Source organism: Candidatus Pelagibacter bacterium nBUS_49 (assembly GCF_051200925.1).
Classification (GTDB): domain Bacteria; phylum Pseudomonadota; class Alphaproteobacteria; order Pelagibacterales; family Pelagibacteraceae; genus Pelagibacter.
Map to the genome: position 1 here is coordinate 315,180 of NZ_CP172837.1, position 20,811 is coordinate 335,990.

The 20,811-nt window shown below is 29.7% G+C and carries 19 protein-coding genes; 13 read left to right on the forward strand and 6 right to left on the reverse strand.

Annotated features, from left to right (window positions below; genetic code table 11):
• Positions 1 to 22: 22 nt before the first annotated feature.
• From ACIJYF_RS01675 to ACIJYF_RS01685, 3 genes are read left to right on the forward strand one after another with little or no spacing between them, the layout of a single operon-like run.
• On the forward strand, positions 23 to 1,270 hold the full coding sequence (locus tag ACIJYF_RS01675) for an ABC transporter permease (protein ID WP_435117196.1): 1,248 nt from the start codon (positions 23 to 25) through the stop codon (positions 1,268 to 1,270).
• Between the two features lie 6 nt (positions 1,271 to 1,276).
• Positions 1,277 to 2,131 carry an ABC transporter permease gene (locus ACIJYF_RS01680; protein WP_435117198.1) on the forward strand — a complete coding sequence of 285 codons (855 nt, stop codon included), beginning with the start codon at positions 1,277 to 1,279 and terminating at the stop codon, positions 2,129 to 2,131.
• A 53-nt stretch (positions 2,132 to 2,184) separates the two neighbouring features.
• Positions 2,185 to 4,407: a 3-hydroxyacyl-CoA dehydrogenase NAD-binding domain-containing protein gene (locus ACIJYF_RS01685; protein WP_435117200.1), complete on the forward strand. Its 2,223-nt coding sequence runs from the start codon at positions 2,185 to 2,187 to the stop codon at positions 4,405 to 4,407.
• A gap of 3 nt (positions 4,408 to 4,410) precedes the next feature.
• Here ACIJYF_RS01685 and ACIJYF_RS01690 read toward each other — a convergent pair whose 3' ends face one another.
• A complete protein-coding gene (locus ACIJYF_RS01690) occupies positions 4,411 to 5,055 on the reverse strand; it encodes a peptidylprolyl isomerase (protein WP_435117202.1) in 645 nt (214 codons plus the stop codon).
• A complete protein-coding gene (locus ACIJYF_RS01695) occupies positions 5,056 to 5,784 on the reverse strand; it encodes a putative zinc-binding metallopeptidase (protein WP_435117204.1) in 729 nt (242 codons plus the stop codon).
• Between the two features lie 50 nt (positions 5,785 to 5,834).
• Between ACIJYF_RS01695 and speB the strand changes: the two genes are divergently transcribed.
• On the forward strand, positions 5,835 to 6,794 hold the full coding sequence (gene speB / locus ACIJYF_RS01700) for an agmatinase (RefSeq protein ID WP_435117206.1): 960 nt from the start codon (positions 5,835 to 5,837) through the stop codon (positions 6,792 to 6,794).
• A gap of 20 nt (positions 6,795 to 6,814) precedes the next feature.
• A complete protein-coding gene (locus tag ACIJYF_RS01705) occupies positions 6,815 to 8,251 on the forward strand; it encodes an aldehyde dehydrogenase family protein (protein WP_435117208.1) in 1,437 nt (478 codons plus the stop codon).
• On the opposite strand, the gene argE is transcribed toward ACIJYF_RS01705, so the two are convergent.
• Complete coding sequence (argE, locus tag ACIJYF_RS01710) at positions 8,248 to 9,438, reverse strand: acetylornithine deacetylase (RefSeq protein WP_435117210.1); 1,191 nt, start codon at positions 9,436 to 9,438, stop codon at positions 8,248 to 8,250. The genes ACIJYF_RS01705 and argE overlap by 4 nt on opposite strands.
• Before the next feature lie 27 nt (positions 9,439 to 9,465).
• On the opposite strand from argE, the gene ACIJYF_RS01715 reads away from it, so the two are divergent.
• The 8 genes from ACIJYF_RS01715 to ACIJYF_RS01750 are packed head-to-tail and all read left to right on the forward strand — an operon-like array spanning position 9,466 to position 16,912.
• Complete coding sequence (locus tag ACIJYF_RS01715) at positions 9,466 to 9,807, forward strand: tRNA-binding protein (protein ID WP_435117212.1); 342 nt, start codon at positions 9,466 to 9,468, stop codon at positions 9,805 to 9,807.
• A gap of 3 nt (positions 9,808 to 9,810) precedes the next feature.
• Positions 9,811 to 10,404: a LysE family translocator gene (locus ACIJYF_RS01720; RefSeq protein ID WP_435117214.1), complete on the forward strand. Its 594-nt coding sequence runs from the start codon at positions 9,811 to 9,813 to the stop codon at positions 10,402 to 10,404.
• 1 nt (position 10,405) lies between these two features.
• Positions 10,406 to 13,075 (forward strand): aconitate hydratase AcnA, encoded by a 2,670-nt coding sequence (acnA, locus tag ACIJYF_RS01725; RefSeq protein WP_435117216.1) that lies wholly within the window; start codon positions 10,406 to 10,408, stop codon positions 13,073 to 13,075.
• A 2-nt stretch (positions 13,076 to 13,077) separates the two neighbouring features.
• A complete protein-coding gene (locus ACIJYF_RS01730; RefSeq protein WP_435117218.1) occupies positions 13,078 to 13,722 on the forward strand; it encodes a hypothetical protein in 645 nt (214 codons plus the stop codon).
• Positions 13,715 to 15,010: a PQQ-binding-like beta-propeller repeat protein gene (locus ACIJYF_RS01735; RefSeq protein ID WP_435117220.1), complete on the forward strand. Its 1,296-nt coding sequence runs from the start codon at positions 13,715 to 13,717 to the stop codon at positions 15,008 to 15,010. Before ACIJYF_RS01730 ends, ACIJYF_RS01735 begins: the two co-directional genes overlap by 8 nt.
• A 2-nt stretch (positions 15,011 to 15,012) precedes the next feature.
• Positions 15,013 to 15,441, forward strand: coding sequence for a hypothetical protein (locus ACIJYF_RS01740; RefSeq protein ID WP_435117222.1), 429 nt, complete (start codon positions 15,013 to 15,015; stop codon positions 15,439 to 15,441).
• Entirely contained in the window at positions 15,438 to 16,496 is a 1,059-nt protein-coding gene (gene zapE / locus ACIJYF_RS01745; protein WP_435117224.1) for a cell division protein ZapE, read from the forward strand. The genes ACIJYF_RS01740 and zapE overlap by 4 nt, the downstream gene beginning before the upstream one ends.
• Positions 16,493 to 16,912 (forward strand): secondary thiamine-phosphate synthase enzyme YjbQ, encoded by a 420-nt coding sequence (locus ACIJYF_RS01750; RefSeq protein WP_435117226.1) that lies wholly within the window; start codon positions 16,493 to 16,495, stop codon positions 16,910 to 16,912. Before zapE ends, ACIJYF_RS01750 begins: the two co-directional genes overlap by 4 nt.
• Positions 16,913 to 16,922: 10 nt before the next feature.
• On the opposite strand, the gene ACIJYF_RS01755 is transcribed toward ACIJYF_RS01750, so the two are convergent.
• From ACIJYF_RS01755 to glnT, 3 genes are read right to left on the reverse strand one after another with little or no spacing between them, the layout of a single operon-like run.
• Positions 16,923 to 18,341 (reverse strand): cryptochrome/photolyase family protein, encoded by a 1,419-nt coding sequence (locus ACIJYF_RS01755; RefSeq protein ID WP_435117228.1) that lies wholly within the window; start codon positions 18,339 to 18,341, stop codon positions 16,923 to 16,925.
• A 4-nt stretch (positions 18,342 to 18,345) separates the two neighbouring features.
• Positions 18,346 to 19,476, reverse strand: a complete 1,131-nt coding sequence (locus tag ACIJYF_RS01760; protein ID WP_435117230.1) for a diaminopropionate ammonia-lyase — start codon at positions 19,474 to 19,476, stop codon at positions 18,346 to 18,348.
• Position 19,477: 1 nt separating this feature from the next.
• Positions 19,478 to 20,803 (reverse strand): type III glutamate--ammonia ligase, encoded by a 1,326-nt coding sequence (glnT, locus tag ACIJYF_RS01765; RefSeq protein WP_435117231.1) that lies wholly within the window; start codon positions 20,801 to 20,803, stop codon positions 19,478 to 19,480.
• Positions 20,804 to 20,811 lie beyond the last annotated feature (8 nt).

Consider the following 20,811-nt stretch of genomic DNA (forward strand, 5'->3'; position numbering starts at 1 on the left):
TTTATAACTGCCCTTTTTTATTATGAGCAAAGAACAAATATTATCATCTGATGGATTACCTTTAGAAGTTAGCTTAAAAAAAGCTGAACGAAAAAATAAACTTAAAGCTGTTGCGCTAGTTGCTCCATTATTTTTATTTATTTTAATAATTTATATATTTCCAATTGGAGACATGCTTTTTAGAAGTGTTGATGATCGAATGATCACTAAAATGCTTCCTAAAACATTCGCTGCGATGGAAAAATGGGATGGCCAAGATTTACCAGATGAGCCAGTTTACAAAGGTATTTACGAAGATTTATCTTATTTAAAAAAGAATAAAACTTATGGAAAAATTATAGCAAGATTAAATTATGAAAAAGGTGGTTTTAGTAGCCTAATAAAAAAAACAGTTAGAAAAATTAATAAATTCGAAGAGGGTAATTATAAAGAACAATTTATCAAAGTTCATAAAAGGTGGGGTCAAAGTGAATATTTAGTAGCTTTGAAAAATACAGCTCCAAATTGGTCTTATGCCAAATATTTAAAAGGTATAGATAGAAAATTTGATCAAGATAGAAATATAATTCAAGTTCCAGAAGATAGAAGAATACACAAAACGTTATGGCTAAGAACGTTAAATGTAGCTTTCTGGGTTACTATATTCTGCTTTATTCTTGCATACCCAATCTCACATTTATTAGCAACACTACCTATGAAATACAGTAATTTGCTTATGATTTGTGTCTTACTTCCTTTTTGGACCTCATTGTTAGTTAGAACTTCTAGTTGGATGGTTTTACTTCAGCAACAGGGACCCATAAATGATTTAATTGTTTGGATTGGTTTAGCCGCCGATGATAACAGGCCAGAACTGATGTATAATGTAATAGGAACTTTTGTTGCAATGACACAAATACTTTTACCATTTATGGTTTTACCTCTTTATAGTGTTATGAAAACTATATCACCTAGCTTGATGAGAGCTGGAAAGTCTTTAGGTGGAACACCACTTGTATCATTTGTTAAAATTTACTTTCCATTAACAATTCCAGGAATTGGTGCTGGATGTTTATTAGTTTTTATTTTAGCTATAGGATATTACATTACACCTGCATTAGTAGGTGGGGCTAGTGGATCTTTAATTAGTAATACAATTGCCTATCACATGAAGAGTTCATTAGACTGGGCGTTTGCATCTGCTCTTGGAACTATGTTGTTAGTTGGAGTTCTAACTATTTATTGGATTTATAATAAACTTGTAGGAATAGACAATATTAAATTAGGTTAAATTATTATGGCATTACCAACTCATACACCATTAAACTATAGGATTTGGCATTACACATACCTGTTCTTTTGTGGTTTGGTCTTTTTCTTTTTGATAGCACCTTTGTTTGTAATTTTACCACTTTCATTTAATGCTGAACAATACATTCACTTTTCTGCAAAAATGTTAGCATTAGATCCAGAAGGTTTTTCTTTGAGATGGTATGAAGATATGATTTATGGAACTAAAAATCCATGGGGACTCGCTACTAAAAATAGTTTAATCATTGCTTTCTTTGCAACAATAGGATCAACAGTGCTTGGAACTGTTGCAGCATTAGGATTAAGTAGTAGATATATGCCGTATAAGGCTGCATTCATGGCGTTATTAATTTCACCAATGATTGTTCCATTAATTATTTCAGGTACAGCAATATTTTTCTTTATGGCAAAAGTTGGTTTGGCAGCAACTCATACAGGAATTGTATTATCTCATATAATTTTAGGAACACCCTTTGTAGTAATTACTGTTACTGCAACACTAACTGGTTTTGATCATAGTGTAACACGTGCTGCTGCAAGCTTAGGAAGCAATCCAGTAAACACATTTATGAAAATTACACTACCATTAATTATGCCAGGAGTTATCTCAGGTGCGTTATTTGCATTTGTGACTTCATTTGATGAAGTTGTAGTTGTATTATTTTTGGCTGGATTAGAGAATACCACTATCCCAATTCAAATGTGGGTAGGATTAAGAGAACAATTAAGTCCAACTATTATGGCTGTAGCAACTTGTTTAATTATAATGTCTACTTTAATCTTGGTTAGTGCTGAACTTTTAAGAAGAAGATCTGAAAGACTAAGAGGAATTAATAGATAATTAATTTACTTAATTATATTTTTTCAATATAAATTTCTTTTCAAAATTAAATTATGGATATCAAAAAAGTTGTAGTAATTGGATCAGGAACTATGGGTAGTGGAATTTCAGCCCACTTATGTAATGCAAATGTGCCAGTTACATTATTAGATCTTACTACTGAAATTTCTGAAAAAGCGAGAGATAGAATATTTAAATCAAAACCACCGTTATTATTAGATAAAACTCAAATTAATAATATTAAAGTAGGAAATATTAGTAACAATTTTGATGTGGTTAAAGAGGCAGATTGGGTAGTTGAAGCAGTTGTTGAGAGAATTGATATCAAGCACAATATTTACGAAAAAATTTTCAAAAATAGAAAAGAAGGAGCAATCGTTTCATCCAATACATCATCTATCCCTATTAAAGTTTTATCTGAAAAATTAACTTCGTTAGAAAAAAAAGATTTTTGTATTACTCACTTTTTTAATCCTGTCAGATATATGGGGTTATTAGAGATTGTTAAAAATGAGAATAATGATTTGGATAAAATTAATTCTCTTAAAAAGTTTTGTGAAGTAGAATTAGGAAAAGGAGCTATTGTTTGTAACGATACTCCAGGATTTCTTGGTAACAGAATTGGTGTTTTTGCAATGCAAGTTGCAATGACCGAAGCTTTTAAAATGAAACTTAGTATCGAAGAAGCAGACGCAATATTTGGAAGACCAATGGGTATTCCAAAAACTGGAGTTTTTGGCCTTTATGATTTAATCGGAATTGATTTGATGGCAGATGTTCTTAAAAGTTTTATTAAAGAATTATCAGAAAATGATCCTTTTCAAGAAGTTGCTAGAGAAATCCCTTTAGTTAAAAAATTAATTGAAACAGGTTATACAGGACGAAAAGGTAAGGGTGGTTTTTACCGAATGAATAAAACTGGTGCAACCAAGGTTATGGAAGCAATTAATCTTGAAACTGGTGAGTATTCCATAAGTCAAAAAATTAATGTGGGTTCAGATAAAGTAGATTTGAAATCTTTAATTTCAAGAGAGGATAAATTTGGTGAGTACGCTTGGTCTGTTATTTCTAAAATTATAAAATATTCATCTTCATTAGTTCCAGGAATTACTAAAGATTTTAACGACATAGATGAAGCAATGAGATTAGGCTTTAACTGGGCAAAAGGTCCATTTGAAATGTTGGAAGAAATTGGTGTTGAAAACTTTTTTAATAAAATTGATGAGTTTGATGGAAATGAGTTCTTAGAAAATTTATCTAAAAGTAAAAACCAAGATTTTTATGGTTCCAGACAAAAATATACTGAGATCGAAACATTAGGAAAAGTTAAGAAAAAAGCAATTAGTATTGATGGTAATAGTTCAGCACAAGTTTATAGATTTAACGATTATAATATAGTTGAGTTTACAACCAAAGCTAACGCACTCGATTATGATTCAATGGATGCACTTAAAAAGGCAACGGACAAACCTTTAATTATTATCAATGAGAGTATGCAATTTTCTGCTGGAGTGAATTTAACCTATACGATGGATTTTGCAAACAAAGGTGATTTTAAATCAATCGAAAAATTTATTAAATATTTTCAAGAAACATGTAAGCACTTAAAATATTCTGAACACCCAGTAATTTCAGCACCTTCAGGCTTAACACTTGGTGGAGGATTTGAGGTAATGGTTCAAAGTAATTTTGTAGCCTCACATACAAATATTGTTGTTGGTTTGGTAGAGACTATTGTTGGCTTAATTCCAGCAGGTGGTGGATGCAAAGAAATGCTAGCAAGATGGCTTGAGACAGAGGAAGCTAAAAAAGACCCAAATTATGCGTCCCTTAAAGTATTTGATATAATTGGGTATGGTAAAACTGCTACTTCACCAGTCGAAGCAGAACCCATGAAGTATTTAAAACCTGAAGATAAAAAAATTATGAATAGAAATAGCTTATTGGAGGTTTCATTAGAAATTTTGAACAATAATAAAGATTTCAAAGCACCATCAGAGGTAAAATTTAATCTTCCAGGAAAGACAGTCCTTCCTGAAATGAATAAAATTTTAGAGAAATTATATAATGACAAAGTTATCCTTGATCATGGTTTAAAAGTGGCTCAAGAACTGGCGCATGTGTTGAGTGGGGGTGATACTTCAATTGACAAAACATTATCAGAAGATGACTTTTATAAGTTAGAGCTAGATGCTTTTATGAGACTAATTGAGACTAAAGAAACTCAAGATAGAATTAAGCACACACTTGCAACAGGTAAGCCATTAGTAAATTAATTTTTACTTAAACATCCTAACCGTATTTATAAAATCAGGCCTAAGGACATATTCAGATCTATGAGAATATCTAATTTTTTCTAATATTTTAATGCCATAAATCACTTTTCCTATAGGAGTATATTCGCCTTCAAATAATGGTTCATCATCAAGAATAATAAAAAACTGACTATCTTCAGTATCATATTTTAAGGTTCTCGCTAAACCAACTGAACCTCTTTTAAAATTAAACTCAGCATCAATCTCTGATTTAATATTTCCAAAACCTGATTTTCCAGTTCCAATTTTTCCATAATCTAACTGATTTTTTTTACCAAACTCAAGATCTCCGGCTTGAACCAGCTTATCTTTAATTACTCTGTGAAAAGCAACATTGTCGTATGCTTTTAAATTAATTAATTTTTTAAATCTCTCAACTCCATTTGGTGATATTTCAGGATATAGTTCAATGATAACATTTCCACATTCAGCATTAAGAACAACAACATTTTTCGGCTTTTCAAAATTAATTTTCTGTGGATCAAAATTTTTTAAAAATAAACACTTATTTTTTATAACAACAGTAAAACCTAAAGCAAAAATTCCAAGTACTATTAAAAAAATAAAAATTAATTTTTCATGTAATGAAGCTTTAACTTTTTTAATCATTTAAAATACAAAAGTATTATCAATTTCTTTTAATTTATCTCTAATAAATTGAATTTTTTTATTCAAAATTTTATCATCTAAAATTTTAAAATTCCCAGTTATTAAATGAGAATATACTTCAGCCATATCTTCGGATGGAATTGTCATTGAATATTCAGTGAAAAAACCATTAGTATTTTCATAAGAATCAAGTCCTAATTTTTTTGAGCAAGTAGAACACTCTGCATATTCAAAATTTGGCTCATTAAATTTTTTCCATTCATCCTCATTAAATAAGTCTTTAAAACCATCATTTATAATATGAAATAATTCATGGTGGATTACTCTTTCAAAATATTTTTTATTAAATTTTAAATCAATAATTAATGTTTTCATTACATGATCTGGAATTCCAGCTGTGTTTATTCCTGAAATAGATAGGTTTTCACACATGACAATATATTTTAGATTAATCTTTCTTAAAAATTCTTTTGAGTACCTTTTTAAATTGTTAGATATTATTTTGTATTTTTCATCATACGTCTTCTTATCTGAGTTGCTGCAGGCTATATTCTTTTGAACACCAAGTCTAAAGGGTTTGGTTGCATAAAAATATTTAAGCTTATTAGGGGTTTTTAATTCATAGATTTCTAAATTAGGGATTTTGATCAGATTATAAATGGAATTAGAATTTGCAGGTGTTATTAAAAAAATTGATATTAAAACTAGCTTAAAAATCCTTATATACATAATTTAGATGATATTCGATTTAAAAAGAATGTGGTACATTTTGTTTATAAATGAAAAAAGAACGTAATAAAAATCCAATTCAACCTGTTAGTGGAACAAAAGTTCCAAGATTTGCAGGTCCATCAACATTTGCAAGACTACCAGAGTTAAGAGATGTTGAAAGTTGTGATGTTGCAATTGTAGGAGTGCCATTTGATGCAGGCACAAGTTATAGACCAGGTGCAAGATTTGGCCCTCAAAGTATTCGACAAGCTTCAAGACATTTAAGAACTAACTATCATCCAAGTTATGATGTTGAACCTTTTAAAGTTCAACAAGTAGCAGATGCAGGTGATATTACCTGTAACCCATTTAGTATTGATGAAGCCATAAAACAAATTGAAGTTGGAGCAACAGATCTATTAAATAAAGTAGGTGGTATAATTAGTTTAGGCGGTGATCACACCATCGCTGTTCCACTACTTAGAGCAATAAATAAAAAGTGTAATGGACCAGTTTCATTAGTTCATTTTGATGCACATTTAGATACTTGGGACACATATTTTGGTGCCCCTTATACACATGGAACTCCATTTAGAAGAGCTAGAGAAGAGGGTTTATTTTTAGATGATGCTTCAATGCATGTTGGTATTAGAGGTCCACTTTATAGTAGAGATGATATTAAAAATGATGAAAGTTTTGGGTTTAAAATAATTCACTGTGATGAATTTCAAACAGAGGGAACGGATAAAATTGCAGAAAGAATTAAAAAAAGAGTAGGTGATAATCCTTTATATTTATCAATCGATATTGATGTATTGGATCCTGCTTTTGCCCCAGGTACAGGGACACCAGAGATTGCAGGAATGACCACAAGAGAAATGGTAAATGTCTTAAGAGGACTTTCAGGATTAAATTTAGTTTCTGCTGATGTAGTCGAAGTTTCACCCGCATATGATCATGCTGAAGTAACCTCACTTGCAGCTGCAACAATTGTTTACGAGCTTACAAATCTATTTGCAAAATCATAAAGAAAGGATAGTTATAAGAAATGTTAGATAAAAAAAATTTTTATATTAATGGTCAATGGGTTGCTCCAAAAAAACCTAATGATTATAAAGTTATAGATCCATCAACAGAAGAAGAGTGTGCAGTAATATCTTTAGGTGGAGTTGAAGATGTTAATGATGCCGTAGGTGCTGCAAAAAAAGCATTTGAGACTTGGGCATTTTCATCAAAAGAAGAAAGACTTGAATATTTAGAGGCTTTATATGCTATTTATAAAAAGAGATGGGCAGACATGGCTCAAGCAATTTCACTTGAAATGGGAGCGCCAATTGATTTTTCAACTCAACTTCAAGCAGGCACAGGGGCAAGCCATATCAAATCTTATATTAGAGTTTTAAAAGAATATACATTTGAAGAAATATTAGGAGATCATGCTCCAAATAATAAAATTTTACATGAACCAAAAGGTGTTTGTGCATTAATCACTCCTTGGAATTGGCCAATGAACCAAGTTTGTCTAAAAGTTATTCCAGCTATTGCAACTGGTTGTACAATGGTCCTTAAGCCATCTGAAATTGCACCTTTATCCTCTATGATATTAGCTGAGATGATTGATGAGATAAAATTACCAAAAGGTGTTTTTAATTTAGTTAATGGTGATGGAGCGGTAACAGGAAATGCTTTAACCAGCCATCCAGATGTTAATATGGTTTCATTTACAGGATCTACAAGAGCAGGTGCCTTAATTTCTGAAAATGCAGCAAAAGATTTTAAAAGAGTAAGTTTAGAACTTGGCGGAAAAGGAGCCAATATTATATTTAAAGATGCAGACGCTGAAGCGGTTGAAAGAGGAGCTTTAAGATGTTTTAGAAATACAGGACAATCATGTAATGCACCAACAAGAATGTTGGTTGAAAAATCCATGTATGATGAAGCGGTTGAAAGAGTTAAAAATTTTGCAAATTCAATGAAAGTTGATGTGGCAACAAAAGAAGGTGATCATATAGGACCCGTAGTTTCAAAAACTCAGTTTGATAAGATTCAATCTTTAATTCAAGTTGGAATTGATGAAGGTGCAAAATTAGTAGCTGGTGGAACAGGTAAACCTGATGGCTTAGATAAAGGTTATTTTGTAAAACCAACAGCTTTTGCAGATGTGAATAATCAAATGCAAATTGCTAGAACTGAAATTTTTGGACCAGTGTTATCAATTATACCTTTTGAGACTGAAGAAGAAGCAATTGCAATTGCAAATGATACTCCTTATGGACTTTTAAATTTCATTCAAACTCAAGATCAAGAAAAAGCAAACAGGGTTGCAAGAAAACTTAGATCTGGAATGGTTGATATTAATGGTGCTGGCTTGGCACCTGATGCACCATTTGGTGGATATAAACATTCTGGTATTGGTCGTGAAGCTGGTAAGTTAGGGCTTGAAGAGTATCTTGAAGTTAAAGCGGTAAGTGGCTGGAACGATTAATTAGGAATAGATTGTTTATTTATTCCATCAAAAAGATTTAAACATTTTTTAAGTTCATCTAAAACTATAAACTCATCAATTTTATGAGCTTGCTCAATTGAACCAGGACCACAGACGACTGTACTAATACCTATTTCCTGAAATAGACCTGCTTCAGTTCCAAATGAAACTACTTGTCTAGAATTATCACCAGTTAAACTAGAGATTAATTCACAAGCATCTGATTTATCCTCTCTATCAAATCCAACTATTTCACCAATGATATCTTTTTCAATTGAAGCGTTTGGAAAAATTTTTTTCATCTCAGGTAACAAAACCTCATTTGCATACTTATCAATTTCTTGATTTAAAAATACACCATCCTCTTTAACAACTGGTCTTGTTTCCCAATTAACATGACACTTGTCTGCAATTACATTGTGAGCAATACCTCCAAAGACACCTCCAATAGAAAGTGTGGAGTGAGGTGGATCAAAAATAAAGTCTTTTGGCGCTCTTTCTTTAAGTTTTTCTCTTAATTCAATTAATTTATTTACATATCTTGATGCATATTCAACGGCACTTACACCTTTGTGTGGAGCCGAACTATGTCCTGCCAACCCTTTAAAATAAGTTGTGTATTCATAACATCCTTTATGAGCATCGATAATTTTCATATTAGTTGGTTCTCCAATAATACAAATACCATCTTTAATATCTCTTTTTTTTAATTCCTCTATTAATATAGGAGCTCCTTGACACGCTGTTTCCTCATCAAAAGTAAAAGAAAAATGTATATCTCTATCTAAATTTGATTTTGAAAAAGTAGGTGCGTAAGCTAAAGCACAAGCAATAAATCCTTTCATGTCACAAGATCCTCTACCATATAATTTGTCTCCTTTAATAGTCGCTGTGAAAGGATCTGAGCTCCATCCTTTTGAAACTGGAACCACATCCGTGTGGCCAGATAGAATTATTGGTTTTTTTGTTTGAGAATTTTTAGCTTTTAATGTTGCAAATAGATTTACTCTTTTTTTTTCATCATCGTACGTTCTAAATGAAGTGGCGCCAAGTTTTTTTAAGATATCATCACAATAATCAATTAATGAGCTATTATCTTCTCCTGAAATAGTTTTAAAACCTATTAGTTCTGTTAGGATTTTAACTGAATTATCGAATAATTGTTCTGAATTATTTGCTGTACTCATTTTTAAGTTCTACTATATATTAATTATATGAAAGAACAAATTACCTTTGATGACTTTGATAAAGTTGATATTCGTGTTGGAACGGTCATTTCAGTTAGAAAAAATGAGAAAGCAAGAAAACCATCTTTAGTTGTTGAAGTTGATTTTGGGCAAGAAATAGGAATTAAGCAATCATCGGCTCAAATTACTCATTACTATAATGAGGAAAATCTTAAGGGAAAACAAGTTATTGGAGTATGTAATTTTGCTGAAAAAAATATTGCTGGTATAGTTTCACAAGTACTTATTCTAGGATCCATAGATAAAGAGGGTAAAGTAATATTAGTCCATCCATCGCAAAAATCTGAGAATGGTTTGCCAATCGCTTAATAAATGCATTCAGAAATTTTATCTATAACATTATTTGGAATTGTAGCTGCATTCACTCCAGGACCAAATAATTTTGTTGCATTTTACTCTGGTTTCAATTTTGGGATAAAAAGAACACTACCACATATTATGGGTGTTACCTTTGGATTTCCTTTTCTTTTACTTTGTGTGGCTTTAGGATTAGTTAATGTCTTTAAACTTTATCCATTAATTCAAATAATATTAAAATATTTAGGAACAATATTTTTAATTTATTTGGCATATAAAATCTCATTTTCCGGACCACAAAATCAAGAAAATAAAAATAAAAATCCTGTAAAGTTTATAGAGACTTTTATTTTTCAATTTTTAAATCCCAAAGCTGTAATTGCTTCGGTAATTGTTGTTTCTACATATTTAAATCCAGGACCAAATTTTGTAGATTACACGACTCAAATTATTATTTTAGCATTACTGGTTTCTGTTACTAGTATCACTCTCTGGGCATTTTTAGGCAAATTTCTTAGGAAATTCGCGACAAATGATAAATTTATTAATTATTTTAATTATGCTATGTCACTGCTTCTTTTATTAAGCATAATAACTTTTTATTTATAATATGACCCCAGGAAAAAAAAATTCTTATAGTTCGCTCTCAAAAATTTCAATCAATAATAAAGAATATAAATATTATTCTTTAAAAGAGGCTGAAAAAAATGGTTTAGAGGGGATTTCTAATCTACCAAAATCTCTTAAAGTTCTTTTAGAAAATCTTTTAAGATATGAAGATGATTTATCTGTTAATAAAAATCAAATTGATTCTATTAAAGAGTGGTTAAAATCAAAAAAATCAAACACTGAAATAGCATATCGACCAGCTAGAGTTTTGCTTCAAGATTATACAGGTATTCCAGCAGTCGCAGATTTAGCAGCGATGAGAGAAGCTGTTAAAGACAAAAATAAGGATCCAAATACTATTAACCCATTATCAGCTGTTGATCTTGTAATTGATCACTCTGTTCAAGTTGATCAGTCTGCTAAATCAGATTCTTTTGAAAAAAATGTTGATATAGAGTTTGAAAGAAATGGAGAAAGGTATTCTTTTTTAAAATGGGGACAACAAGCATTTAATAATTTTAGAATAGTTCCCCCAGGAACTGGAATTTGTCATCAAGTAAACTTAGAATATTTATCAAAAGTAGTTTGGTCAGAAGAGTTTCAAGGAGATAAATATTTATTTCCAGACACCTTAGTTGGTACTGATAGTCATACCACAATGGTTAATGGATTGTCTGTATTAGGTTGGGGTGTTGGAGGTATTGAAGCTGAAGCAGGTATGTTGGGTCAGCCAATTTCAATGTTAATTCCTGAAGTTATAGGTTTTGAGGTTACAAATAAAATGCCAGAAGGAACAACAGCAACCGATTTAGTTTTAACAGTAGTTAAAATGTTAAGAGATAAAGGTGTAGTTGGAAAATTTGTTGAATTTTATGGAGAGGGATTAAAAAACTTAACTCTTGCTGATAGAGCTACCATTGCAAATATGGCTCCAGAGTATGGAGCAACATGTGGTTTTTTTCCAATTGATGATGAAACATTAAAATATCTTAAATTTTCAGGAAGAGATCAACACACAGTTGATGTTGTTGAGCATTATGCAAAAGAACAAGGTTTATGGGCAAGTGATGGTATAGAATTTACAGATACTATTTCATTGGATATGTCTACAGTAGTACCAACTATTTCTGGACCAAAAAGGCCTCAGGATAAAGTTTTATTAACAGATGCAACAACTTCATTTAAAAAAGTTTTAGAAGAAGCGACCAATAAAAAGGATCACTCTATTTCAAAAGTTTCAAATACTGATTATGAAATTAAAGATGGTTCAATTTTAATTGCAGCAATAACTTCATGTACCAACACATCAAATCCAAATGTTTTAATTGGAGCAGGACTACTTGCCAAGAAAGCCGTTGAGCTTGGATTAGAAGTTAAACCATGGGTCAAAACTTCTCTAGCACCAGGTTCTCAGGTAGTTACTGACTACTTAGAAAAAGCAGGGTTAAATACTTATTTAGATAAATTAGGCTTTAATTTAGTGGGTTATGGTTGCACAACATGTATTGGTAATTCAGGACCATTACCTGAAAATATTGTTGATGCTATTCAAAAAGAAAATGTTTATGCAGTTTCAGTTTTATCTGGAAATAGAAATTTTGAGGGAAGAATTTCACCACACATTAAAGCAAATTATTTAGCCTCACCTCCATTAGTTGTAGCTTATGCAATAGCTGGTCATATGGAAGTTGATTTGTATAAAGATGCACTTGGTAAAGATAAAGATGGTAATGAAATTTATTTAAAAGATATCTGGCCTTCAAATAAAGAAATTGAGGATACTTTAAAACAATCTTTAAATGCAGAAATGTTTATTGAGAGATATTCAAATGTTTCAGAAGGACCTAGTCAGTGGCAAAAAATTCAAACAGAAAAGAGCAGTATTTACAGTTGGGATGAAGGATCAACATATGTAAAAAAACCACCTTTCTTTGATAACCTATCAGATGAACCTGAAGGATTTAAAGAAATCAAAGATGCAAGACCTTTATTGATTTTAGGAGACATGGTTACTACAGATCATATTTCGCCAGCTGGAAATATACAAAAAGAAAGTCCAACTGGAGAATATTTTATGGAACACCAAATACTTCCAAAGGATTATAACTCTTATGGATCAAGAAGAGGAAATCACGAAGTAATGATGAGAGGTACTTTTGCCAACATAAGAATTAGAAATGAGATGGCACCTGGAACTGAGGGTGGATTTACTAAGTTATATCCAGAGGAAAAAGTATTACCTGTTTATGATGCTGTCGTTGAGTACAAAAAAAGAGGAACTGATTTAGTAGTTATTGGAGGAAAAGAATATGGAACTGGCTCTTCAAGAGACTGGGCGGCTAAAGGAACAAAATTATTAGGTGTTAAGGCTGTGATAGCTGAAAGTTTTGAGCGTATTCATAGATCAAATTTAATAGGAATGGGAATTCTACCCTTGCAATTCACAAATGATGTAAATAGAAAAAACTTAAATTTAATTGGTTCAGAACTAATTAGTGTTCTTGATGTTGAAAAAGGTATTAATCCATCTGATGAGGTAACTATTGAGATCAAATATGCCTCAGGGGATATCAAAAAGGTTAAAACTTTATGCAGAATTGATACGAAAAATGAATTAGAATACTATAAAAATGGAGGCATACTCCAATATGTTTTAAGGAATATGATTTAGTTATGGAAGAAGATATTTCAATTATAAATAGCAATACAAGACAAGAGAAAGTAAGAAACTTTTTTGTTAATAATAAAAACAAAATTATCTCAACGATAGTAATTTTGGTTATTATTTTAGTTGGTGCATACAGTTTTGATAGCTACAAAAAGAATAAGAAAAAAGAAATCTCAAATAAATTTAATTCAACTACTTTATCTCATTCAGACAATACTAAAGAACTAACAATTCAAAATTTAGTAGAAATTATTAACGAGCAAGACCCAACTTATTCGCCTTTATCCCTTTATTTTATGATCGATAACAAGTTAATTTCTAATCAAAGTGAAATAAATAGTTATTTTGATATTTTAATTGAAAAAACTTCGCTCGATGAGGAAATTAAAAACTTAGTTATCTATAAAAAAGCATTATTTAATGCAGATCAAGCTCAAGAAAGCGATCTATTAAATATTTTAAATCCATTGATTAATTCTAAAAGTGTTTGGAAATCACATGCTTTATATTTAATGGCTGAGTATTTCTATTCCAAAGATCAAAAACAAAAATCAAAAGAATTTTTCAATCAAATTGCTAGTTTAGAAGACGCCAATCCTGATATAAAACTTCAAGCACAAAAAAGATTGAATAGAGATTTGAGTGAATAGATTAATCATATTATTATTATCATTATTTTTACTAAATAATTGCTCATTAAATGAAAATTCTAAAATTTGGAAAGAAAAAGAAAAAAATTTAGAGAATAAAAAAATTGAAAAAGTATTTTTAGACAAAAAAATAATTACAAGTGAATTTAACCAAGAATTAAAATTAGATTTGAGTAAAATTCAATCTAATAATAAAACTATAGACAATCAAAACAATTACGGATCTCAAACCTATGATGGTTTAATTAACAAAGTTGGTAATTATAAATTTTCAAAATTAGAAAATATTAATCAATTAAATTTTAAACCAATATTTTTAAATGATGGATTGATTTTTTTTGATAAAAAAGGATCAATTGTTAGATATAACAATTCCCAAAAAGTAGTGTGGAAAAAAAATTATTATTCAAAAAGTGAAAAAAAATTAAAACCTCAATTAAATTTTTTAATAACAGGTGATAGTATGTTGGTGGCAGATAATATTGCGAAATATTATTCAGTAAATATTAATTCTGGTAAACTAAATTGGTCAAAAAATAATAACTACCCATTTAATTCTGAGATAAAAAAAAATAAAGATAAGTTTTTTGCGGTTGATTACAAAAATACATTAAGATGTTATAAAATAGATGATGGGTCGGGATGTTGGAATTTACAAACTGAAAATTCGTTTACAATATCAAATTCAAAATTTTCTTTAATCATAGTTGATGATATGATTGTTTTTAGCAATTCTATTGGCGATATAACAGCTGTTGATATTAAAACTGGTTTAATAGTGTGGCAATTACCCACTCAGAGCAGTAATATAATCAATGAAACTTACAGCTTTAAAATTTCACAATTAGTATCTGATGGTAAATCAATTTTTTTTTCTAATAATAAAAATGAGTTTTATTCTGTAGATGTAAAGACTGGTATTACAAATTGGATTAATGGCATAAACTCGAATTTAACTCCTATTATAATTGGAAATTTACTTTTCACAGTATCTAATGATGGATATTTACATGTAATAGAAAAGAGTAATGGAAATATTATCCGTATCAATGATTTATATGTAAATTATAAACAAAAAAAAAGAAACAAATTAAAACCTATAGGATTTGTAATTGGTAATGATAAATTATTTTTAACAAATACTGATGGAAAAATGATTATTGTAGATTTAAGTGAAGGTAAAATAACTGGTATAGAAAAAATAGCTGGAGATTTTACATCTAAACCTTTTATCTATAATCAAAATTTGTTTGTGATCAAAAATGGATCTATACTTAAGTTCAATTAGTCATGTTCTTAAAATTCCTGGATAAGATTGGTAGAAAAAAAGTAGTTCTAGACAGAGGCTCCTCTCATCCTAGGTATAATGAGGCAAAACCATGGATGAATAGATATTATGTTTTGTTTAGATATAGACCTAGGTGGTTTCCTTTTAATATTTTAATTCACGAAATGCTGGCTGATGATCATGGGGAAGGTGTGCATAATCATTTATGTCCATATATAACAATAATTTTAAGAGGAGGATATTGGGAGACTACTAAAAAGGGGAAGTTTTGGAGAAAACCTGGTTACATAGGATACCGCTCAGCAAATGCCCATCATAGAGTAGATTTAAAAGAAGGCACAAATCCTATGACAATTTTTATACCAGGTCCATTTGGATTAAGAAAAGGTTCTAGATCTGAATATGGTATAGATTTTAAGACTAAAAAATGAATTTAAAAAAATTATTCCTAAATCATTGTAAAAAAAATAATTTAGAGATTAATATCAATCAATTAGAGCTAGTAGACCAATTGAATAATTTTTATAATCTAAATTTTAATAAGTCATTTTTAAAAAAAATATTTTTTAAGAAAAATACAAAGCCTGGTTTTTATCTACAAGGGGATGTGGGTGTTGGTAAAACTATGATCTTAAATTTCTTCTATGAAAATTTTAAACTGACTAAACAACGAATTCATTTTAATGAATTTATGATTAGTTTTCATGATTTTAAATTTAAAAATAAAGAGAATAAAAAAGAAAATATTATTGATAAATTTGTTAAAAAATTAAAAAAAAATTATGAATTAATATATTTTGATGAGTTTCAAGTTACCAATATTGTTGACGCGATGATTTTAGGTAACCTATTCAAAAAAATATTTAATGAAAATATAAAAGTTTTATTTTCTTCAAATATAAAAATTAATGATCTTTACAAAGATGGATTGCAAAGAGATCAGTTTTTACCATTCATAAAGATTTTAAAAAATAAGTGTTTTCAGGGAAAACTTGTTATTGAAGAAGATTATAGAAAATCTAAAAGTGATAAAAATAAAAGATTTTTTTATCCATTAAACTCAACTACTAATTTTAAAGTTAATAAATTTTATCGACAAATAACAAAAGATATTTATAACAAAGAAAAAATTTTATCGATTAAAAGTAGAAAATTTATTATTAAAAATTATTTTAATGGAACTTTAAGATTTGATTTTAAAAACTTATGTGCAAAAAATATTGGAGCTGAAGATTACATAAAAATTGCAGAATCGAGTTCATTTATGGTTATCGAAAATATTCCTAATTTTAATAATGATAATTCAAATCAACAACAAAGATTTATTACTTTAGTTGATATTTTATATGAAAAAAAAATACCATTATTAGTATCATCAAAATCTCAATTAGACTCTATCACTTCTTCAAACAACTTAAGAGATGTGTTTAAAAGAACAATTAGTCGATTACATGAGCTAACCTCAACAAGTTATAATTTAAGATGAAGCAAGAATTCTATAACCACCAAATTAATACTAATGGTCAGAAATTATATGAATTTACTGATCAAACAATCCAATGGATCAGTGAAAACCATTTTGTAAATGGAATGATTAACTTAAGTATTCTACACACCAGTGCCTCATTAATTGTCCAAGAAAATGCAGATCCAGATGTTAAAACAGATTTAATAAATTATTTTGATAAATTGGCTCCAATGGATAACAAGTTATATGTCCATACAACAGAGGGCAAAGATGATATGCCTGCCCATATTAAATCTGCATTAACTAATAATCAAATTTCTCTAAGCATTAAAGATAGTAAGCTGTTACTTGGCACTTGGCAGGGTTTGTATTTGTTTGAGCACAGAATAAATCAACAAAATAGAGTTGTTATTCATCATTTTATTGGAGAGTAATTAAAAAAGTTTATTTTTTTAAGGTTTTAAAAGCCTCTAAAGCAGAAGCTCTAGCTTTTTCATGGATAACTATAGGTTGAGGATAGTCTTTTCCAATTATAGTTTTAATAGCCTGTTGGTATTTCAATTCCATCTCCCAAGGTTTATGGATAAATTTGTTGGGGACTTTATTTAATTCTGGAACCCATTTTTTTACATAAAGACCTTCTTTATCAAACTTTTCTCCCTGTAATATTGGATTAAATATTCTAAAATAAGGTGCAGCATCTGCCCCACATCCTGCAACCCACTGCCACTGAGCAACATTATTTGCTTTATTAAAATCTAACAAGCAATTTCTGAAATGCTTTTCTCCTTCGGTCCAATTTATTCTTAAATGTTTAACTAAAAAAGATCCAACTACCATTCGGACTCTATTATGCATCCAACCTGTTTCATATAATTCTCTCATTCCAGCATCAACTATTGGATAACCAGTCATTCCATTTTTCCAAGCCTTGAGATATTTATCATTTTTAACCCAGGGAAATTTATCAAAATCTTTTCTATAATTTCCTTTTAAAAATTCTGGAAAATAATTAATTAAACTATGAGAAAATTCTCTCCATCCAAGTTCATTAATATATTTTCTATAACCAATCCCTTTAGATTTTATTTCACTACATTTTTTCCAAATATTCGTTACATGAATTTGACCATGTTTTAAATATGGTGAAAGTTTAGAGGTACCTTCAACAGAAGGAATATCTCTTGTTGTTCCATAATCTTTAATTTTACTTTCTATTAATTCATTTAGAATCTTTTTAGAATCGTTCTCAGATATTTTCCAATATTTATCAAATTTTTTATACCATTCTTTTTTGGGTAAAATATTTTTAGGTTCTATACAATCTTTAAAAAAAGTTTTAGATTTGATCTTTTTTTTAACAATATAGTTTTTAGAAGGAGCTAAACTTAAATATTTTTGCTCAGCAGTTCTCCAGAAGGGAGTAAATACCTTAAAGGGTGTTCCATCATTTTTTGTTACTTCTTGAAATTCATTAAGAATATTTCCTTTAAAATATTTAAAATTAATTTCATTTTTTAAAAAAAAATCTCTAATTTTTTTTCCTTTAGCAATTACATCTGGCTCATAAACTTTATTCCAATATATAGATAGATTGTCTTTCTTTTTAATTCTTGAAAAAATTTCTAACTCATCTCCTTTTGCTATTTGAAGGTTAATATTGTATTTAGATAAGTCTGTTTTAAAAACTTCTAATGACTTTGAAACCCACCATTTTTGAGCTTCAGTTTGATTATCAAAATTTTTATTATTATAGATAAATAAGGCAATTACGTTGTTATGATTTTGAGTCGCAAATGATAATGCGGGATTATTCTCTATTCTAAAATCATCTCTTATCCAGAATATTCCAGTATCAGTCATATAATTAATTTTGATTAACTAATTTGTGGTACATTTCTTGATCTGTATCACCCTCACAACCAATAACCAAAACATTCGAATTTTGATCTAATTTTAAATTTTGTTTAATATTTTCATCTTCACAACAAGTAATTAAGCTAATTACTCCTGGTGCAGAATTTTCTCCAGCTATAATAGGTTCATCACTAAAACCTGAGTTTCCAAGTAATTTCATAGTTTTTGCAATATCATCATCGGGTAAACTTATGCAATGTTTAACTGAATTTTTTAGTATTTCCCATGGGACTAATGATACTTCCCCACACGACATACCGCCCATAAGACTTTCTCTTTTAATATCAATTTTTTCTATTTTTCCTGTTTTAATACTTTCTAAAACACAAGCTGCACTGTCAGGTTCAACAACCAATGTAACAGGAACATTATCTAAGTATCTTGCAATACCTGCTACCATTGCGCCAGCCATTCCACCAACACCTGCTTGTAAAATTATATGAGAAATTTTTTCATTGTTAATTTGATCAATAATTTCTTTCATCATAACTGTGTAACCAGCCATCGTGTATGTTGGAACTTGCATATAATCTTTCCAAGCAACATCTTGTACTATTTGCCAATTATTTTCTGTGGATTGCTTAATGCATTCTATTAGTGATTTTTCGTAATTGCCTTTTACTTTAATTACATCTGCACCAAGATCTGCCATCGCTTGACCTCTAGCATCACTAACAAATTCACTAATAAAGATTTTACACTTAAGTCCTAATCTTCTAGCACCCCATGCAACAGATCTTCCATGATTTCCAGCAGTTGCAGTTGCAACAGTAATATCTTTATTTCCTTGGGTTACTTTTTCAACTGCATAAGCACCTCCCAGTGCCTTAAATGATTTTAAATCAAATCTTTTACTTTCATCTTTGTAATAAATTTTATTTAAATCTAACTCATTAGATAATTTATTAAGTGATATTAATGGAGTAGGGGCATATCCTTCCCATTTTGAAATACTAGAATAAGCATCATCAATTTCTTTTTCAGATAGTGAATTTAAAATTTGTTTTTTATCAAATGAATAATTTTTATTATCTAAAAATTCAGAATACTTCCATTGATGACCGTTAGATAAAATTGTCATTCTAGCAGTCGAGAGTGTTATCTTTTTCCCACTTAGTGACTGGTTTTTTCTTATTAAATGAAGATTTGCTCTTAAAATCTTTTATCTCAGAATTTTTAAGTTTAGTATAACTTTCAATCACATCTTTTCCAAAAGCATCAGCAAGCGGTTTGCTTTTTTGAAGCATTGAGATTGCTTGATTAATATCATTTGGAAGTTTTTTTAGTTTTGGATATTTTTTGTAATCTTTGTACATATTACAATGCAAAGGTTTTCCAGGATTTAATTTTTTATTAATTCCTTCAAGTCCAGCAGCAATTATACCTGCTTGAAGTAAATATGGGTTGGCAGCACCATCCATTAATCTTAATTCAAATCTTCCTTGATCTGGAATTCTAATCATGTGTGTTCTGTTATTTCCTGTATAAGAAATACTACTTGGCGACCAAGTTGCACCAGATTTTGTCGGTGGAGCATTAATTCTTCTGTAACTATTGATTGTTGGATTAAAAAAGGCCGATAAAGCTTGAGTATTATTCATTACACCTCCTAAGAAATTGTAAGCCAATCTACTTAAACCAAGCGTATCTTTTTTATCTAAAAATTTATTATCTTTACCATTCCATACTGAAACGTGAGCATGACAACCGTTTCCAGTTAAATTATGAAAGGGTTTTGGCATGAAGGTTGCTCTTAAACCATGTTTTTCAGCCAAACTTTTAACCATATATTTAAAGAATACATGCCTATCAGCTGTAATTAACGAGTCTGTATAATCCCAATTCATCTCAAATTGACCATTAGCGTCTTCATGATCATTTTGATAGGGCTTCCAACCCATTGTAATCATGCAGTCACATATCTCTTTAATTAAATCATATCTTCTCATTAAAGCTGATTGATCATAACAAGGCTTAGATTGAATATCTCTTTGATCAGCAATTGATGATCCATCTTCTGAAATTAAAAAATATTCACATTCAACACCAGACTTCATCTGTAATTTTTTTTGAGACATCTTTTTAATTTGTTCTTTAAGCATCACTCTTGGCGAAGCCTTTACAGGTTTTCCGTCCATGTATAAGTCAGATGCCAACCAACCAATTTCTTTATTCCATGGTAATTGAATTAAACTATCAGGATCAGGCACTCCAAACATATCACTGTCAGCAGGTGTCATGTCTAACCATGTGGCAAACCCAGCAAAGCCAGCTCCATTTTTTTGCATCTCACCTATGGCTTGAGCTGGAACTAATTTAGATCTTAAAACTCCAAAAAGATCAACGAAACTTATTAGAAAATATTTTATTTTTTTTTGTTTAGCAATTTGTGAAAGATTTTTTGGCATGATTAATC

What these genes read in the sequence shown, in the direction of transcription:
- ACIJYF_RS01675 (WP_435117196.1), top strand. Translation starts at nt 23, where the DNA reads ATGAGCAAAGAACAAATATTATCATCTGATGGATTACCTTTAGAAGTT.
- ACIJYF_RS01680 (WP_435117198.1), top strand. Translation starts at nt 1,277, where the DNA reads ATGGCATTACCAACTCATACACCATTAAACTATAGGATTTGGCATTAC.
- ACIJYF_RS01685 (WP_435117200.1), top strand. Translation starts at nt 2,185, where the DNA reads ATGGATATCAAAAAAGTTGTAGTAATTGGATCAGGAACTATGGGTAGT.
- ACIJYF_RS01690 (WP_435117202.1), bottom strand. Translation starts at nt 5,055, where the DNA reads ATGATTAAAAAAGTTAAAGCTTCATTACATGAAAAATTAATTTTTATT.
- ACIJYF_RS01695 (WP_435117204.1), bottom strand. Translation starts at nt 5,784, where the DNA reads ATGTATATAAGGATTTTTAAGCTAGTTTTAATATCAATTTTTTTAATA.
- speB (WP_435117206.1), top strand. Translation starts at nt 5,835, where the DNA reads ATGAAAAAAGAACGTAATAAAAATCCAATTCAACCTGTTAGTGGAACA.
- ACIJYF_RS01705 (WP_435117208.1), top strand. Translation starts at nt 6,815, where the DNA reads ATGTTAGATAAAAAAAATTTTTATATTAATGGTCAATGGGTTGCTCCA.
- argE (WP_435117210.1), bottom strand. Translation starts at nt 9,438, where the DNA reads ATGAGTACAGCAAATAATTCAGAACAATTATTCGATAATTCAGTTAAA.
- ACIJYF_RS01715 (WP_435117212.1), top strand. Translation starts at nt 9,466, where the DNA reads ATGAAAGAACAAATTACCTTTGATGACTTTGATAAAGTTGATATTCGT.
- ACIJYF_RS01720 (WP_435117214.1), top strand. Translation starts at nt 9,811, where the DNA reads ATGCATTCAGAAATTTTATCTATAACATTATTTGGAATTGTAGCTGCA.
- acnA (WP_435117216.1), top strand. Translation starts at nt 10,406, where the DNA reads ATGACCCCAGGAAAAAAAAATTCTTATAGTTCGCTCTCAAAAATTTCA.
- ACIJYF_RS01730 (WP_435117218.1), top strand. Translation starts at nt 13,078, where the DNA reads ATGGAAGAAGATATTTCAATTATAAATAGCAATACAAGACAAGAGAAA.
- ACIJYF_RS01740 (WP_435117222.1), top strand. Translation starts at nt 15,013, where the DNA reads ATGTTCTTAAAATTCCTGGATAAGATTGGTAGAAAAAAAGTAGTTCTA.
- zapE (WP_435117224.1), top strand. Translation starts at nt 15,438, where the DNA reads ATGAATTTAAAAAAATTATTCCTAAATCATTGTAAAAAAAATAATTTA.
- ACIJYF_RS01750 (WP_435117226.1), top strand. Translation starts at nt 16,493, where the DNA reads ATGAAGCAAGAATTCTATAACCACCAAATTAATACTAATGGTCAGAAA.
- ACIJYF_RS01755 (WP_435117228.1), bottom strand. Translation starts at nt 18,341, where the DNA reads ATGACTGATACTGGAATATTCTGGATAAGAGATGATTTTAGAATAGAG.
- ACIJYF_RS01760 (WP_435117230.1), bottom strand. Translation starts at nt 19,476, where the DNA reads ATGACAATTTTATCTAACGGTCATCAATGGAAGTATTCTGAATTTTTA.
- glnT (WP_435117231.1), bottom strand. Translation starts at nt 20,803, where the DNA reads ATGCCAAAAAATCTTTCACAAATTGCTAAACAAAAAAAAATAAAATAT.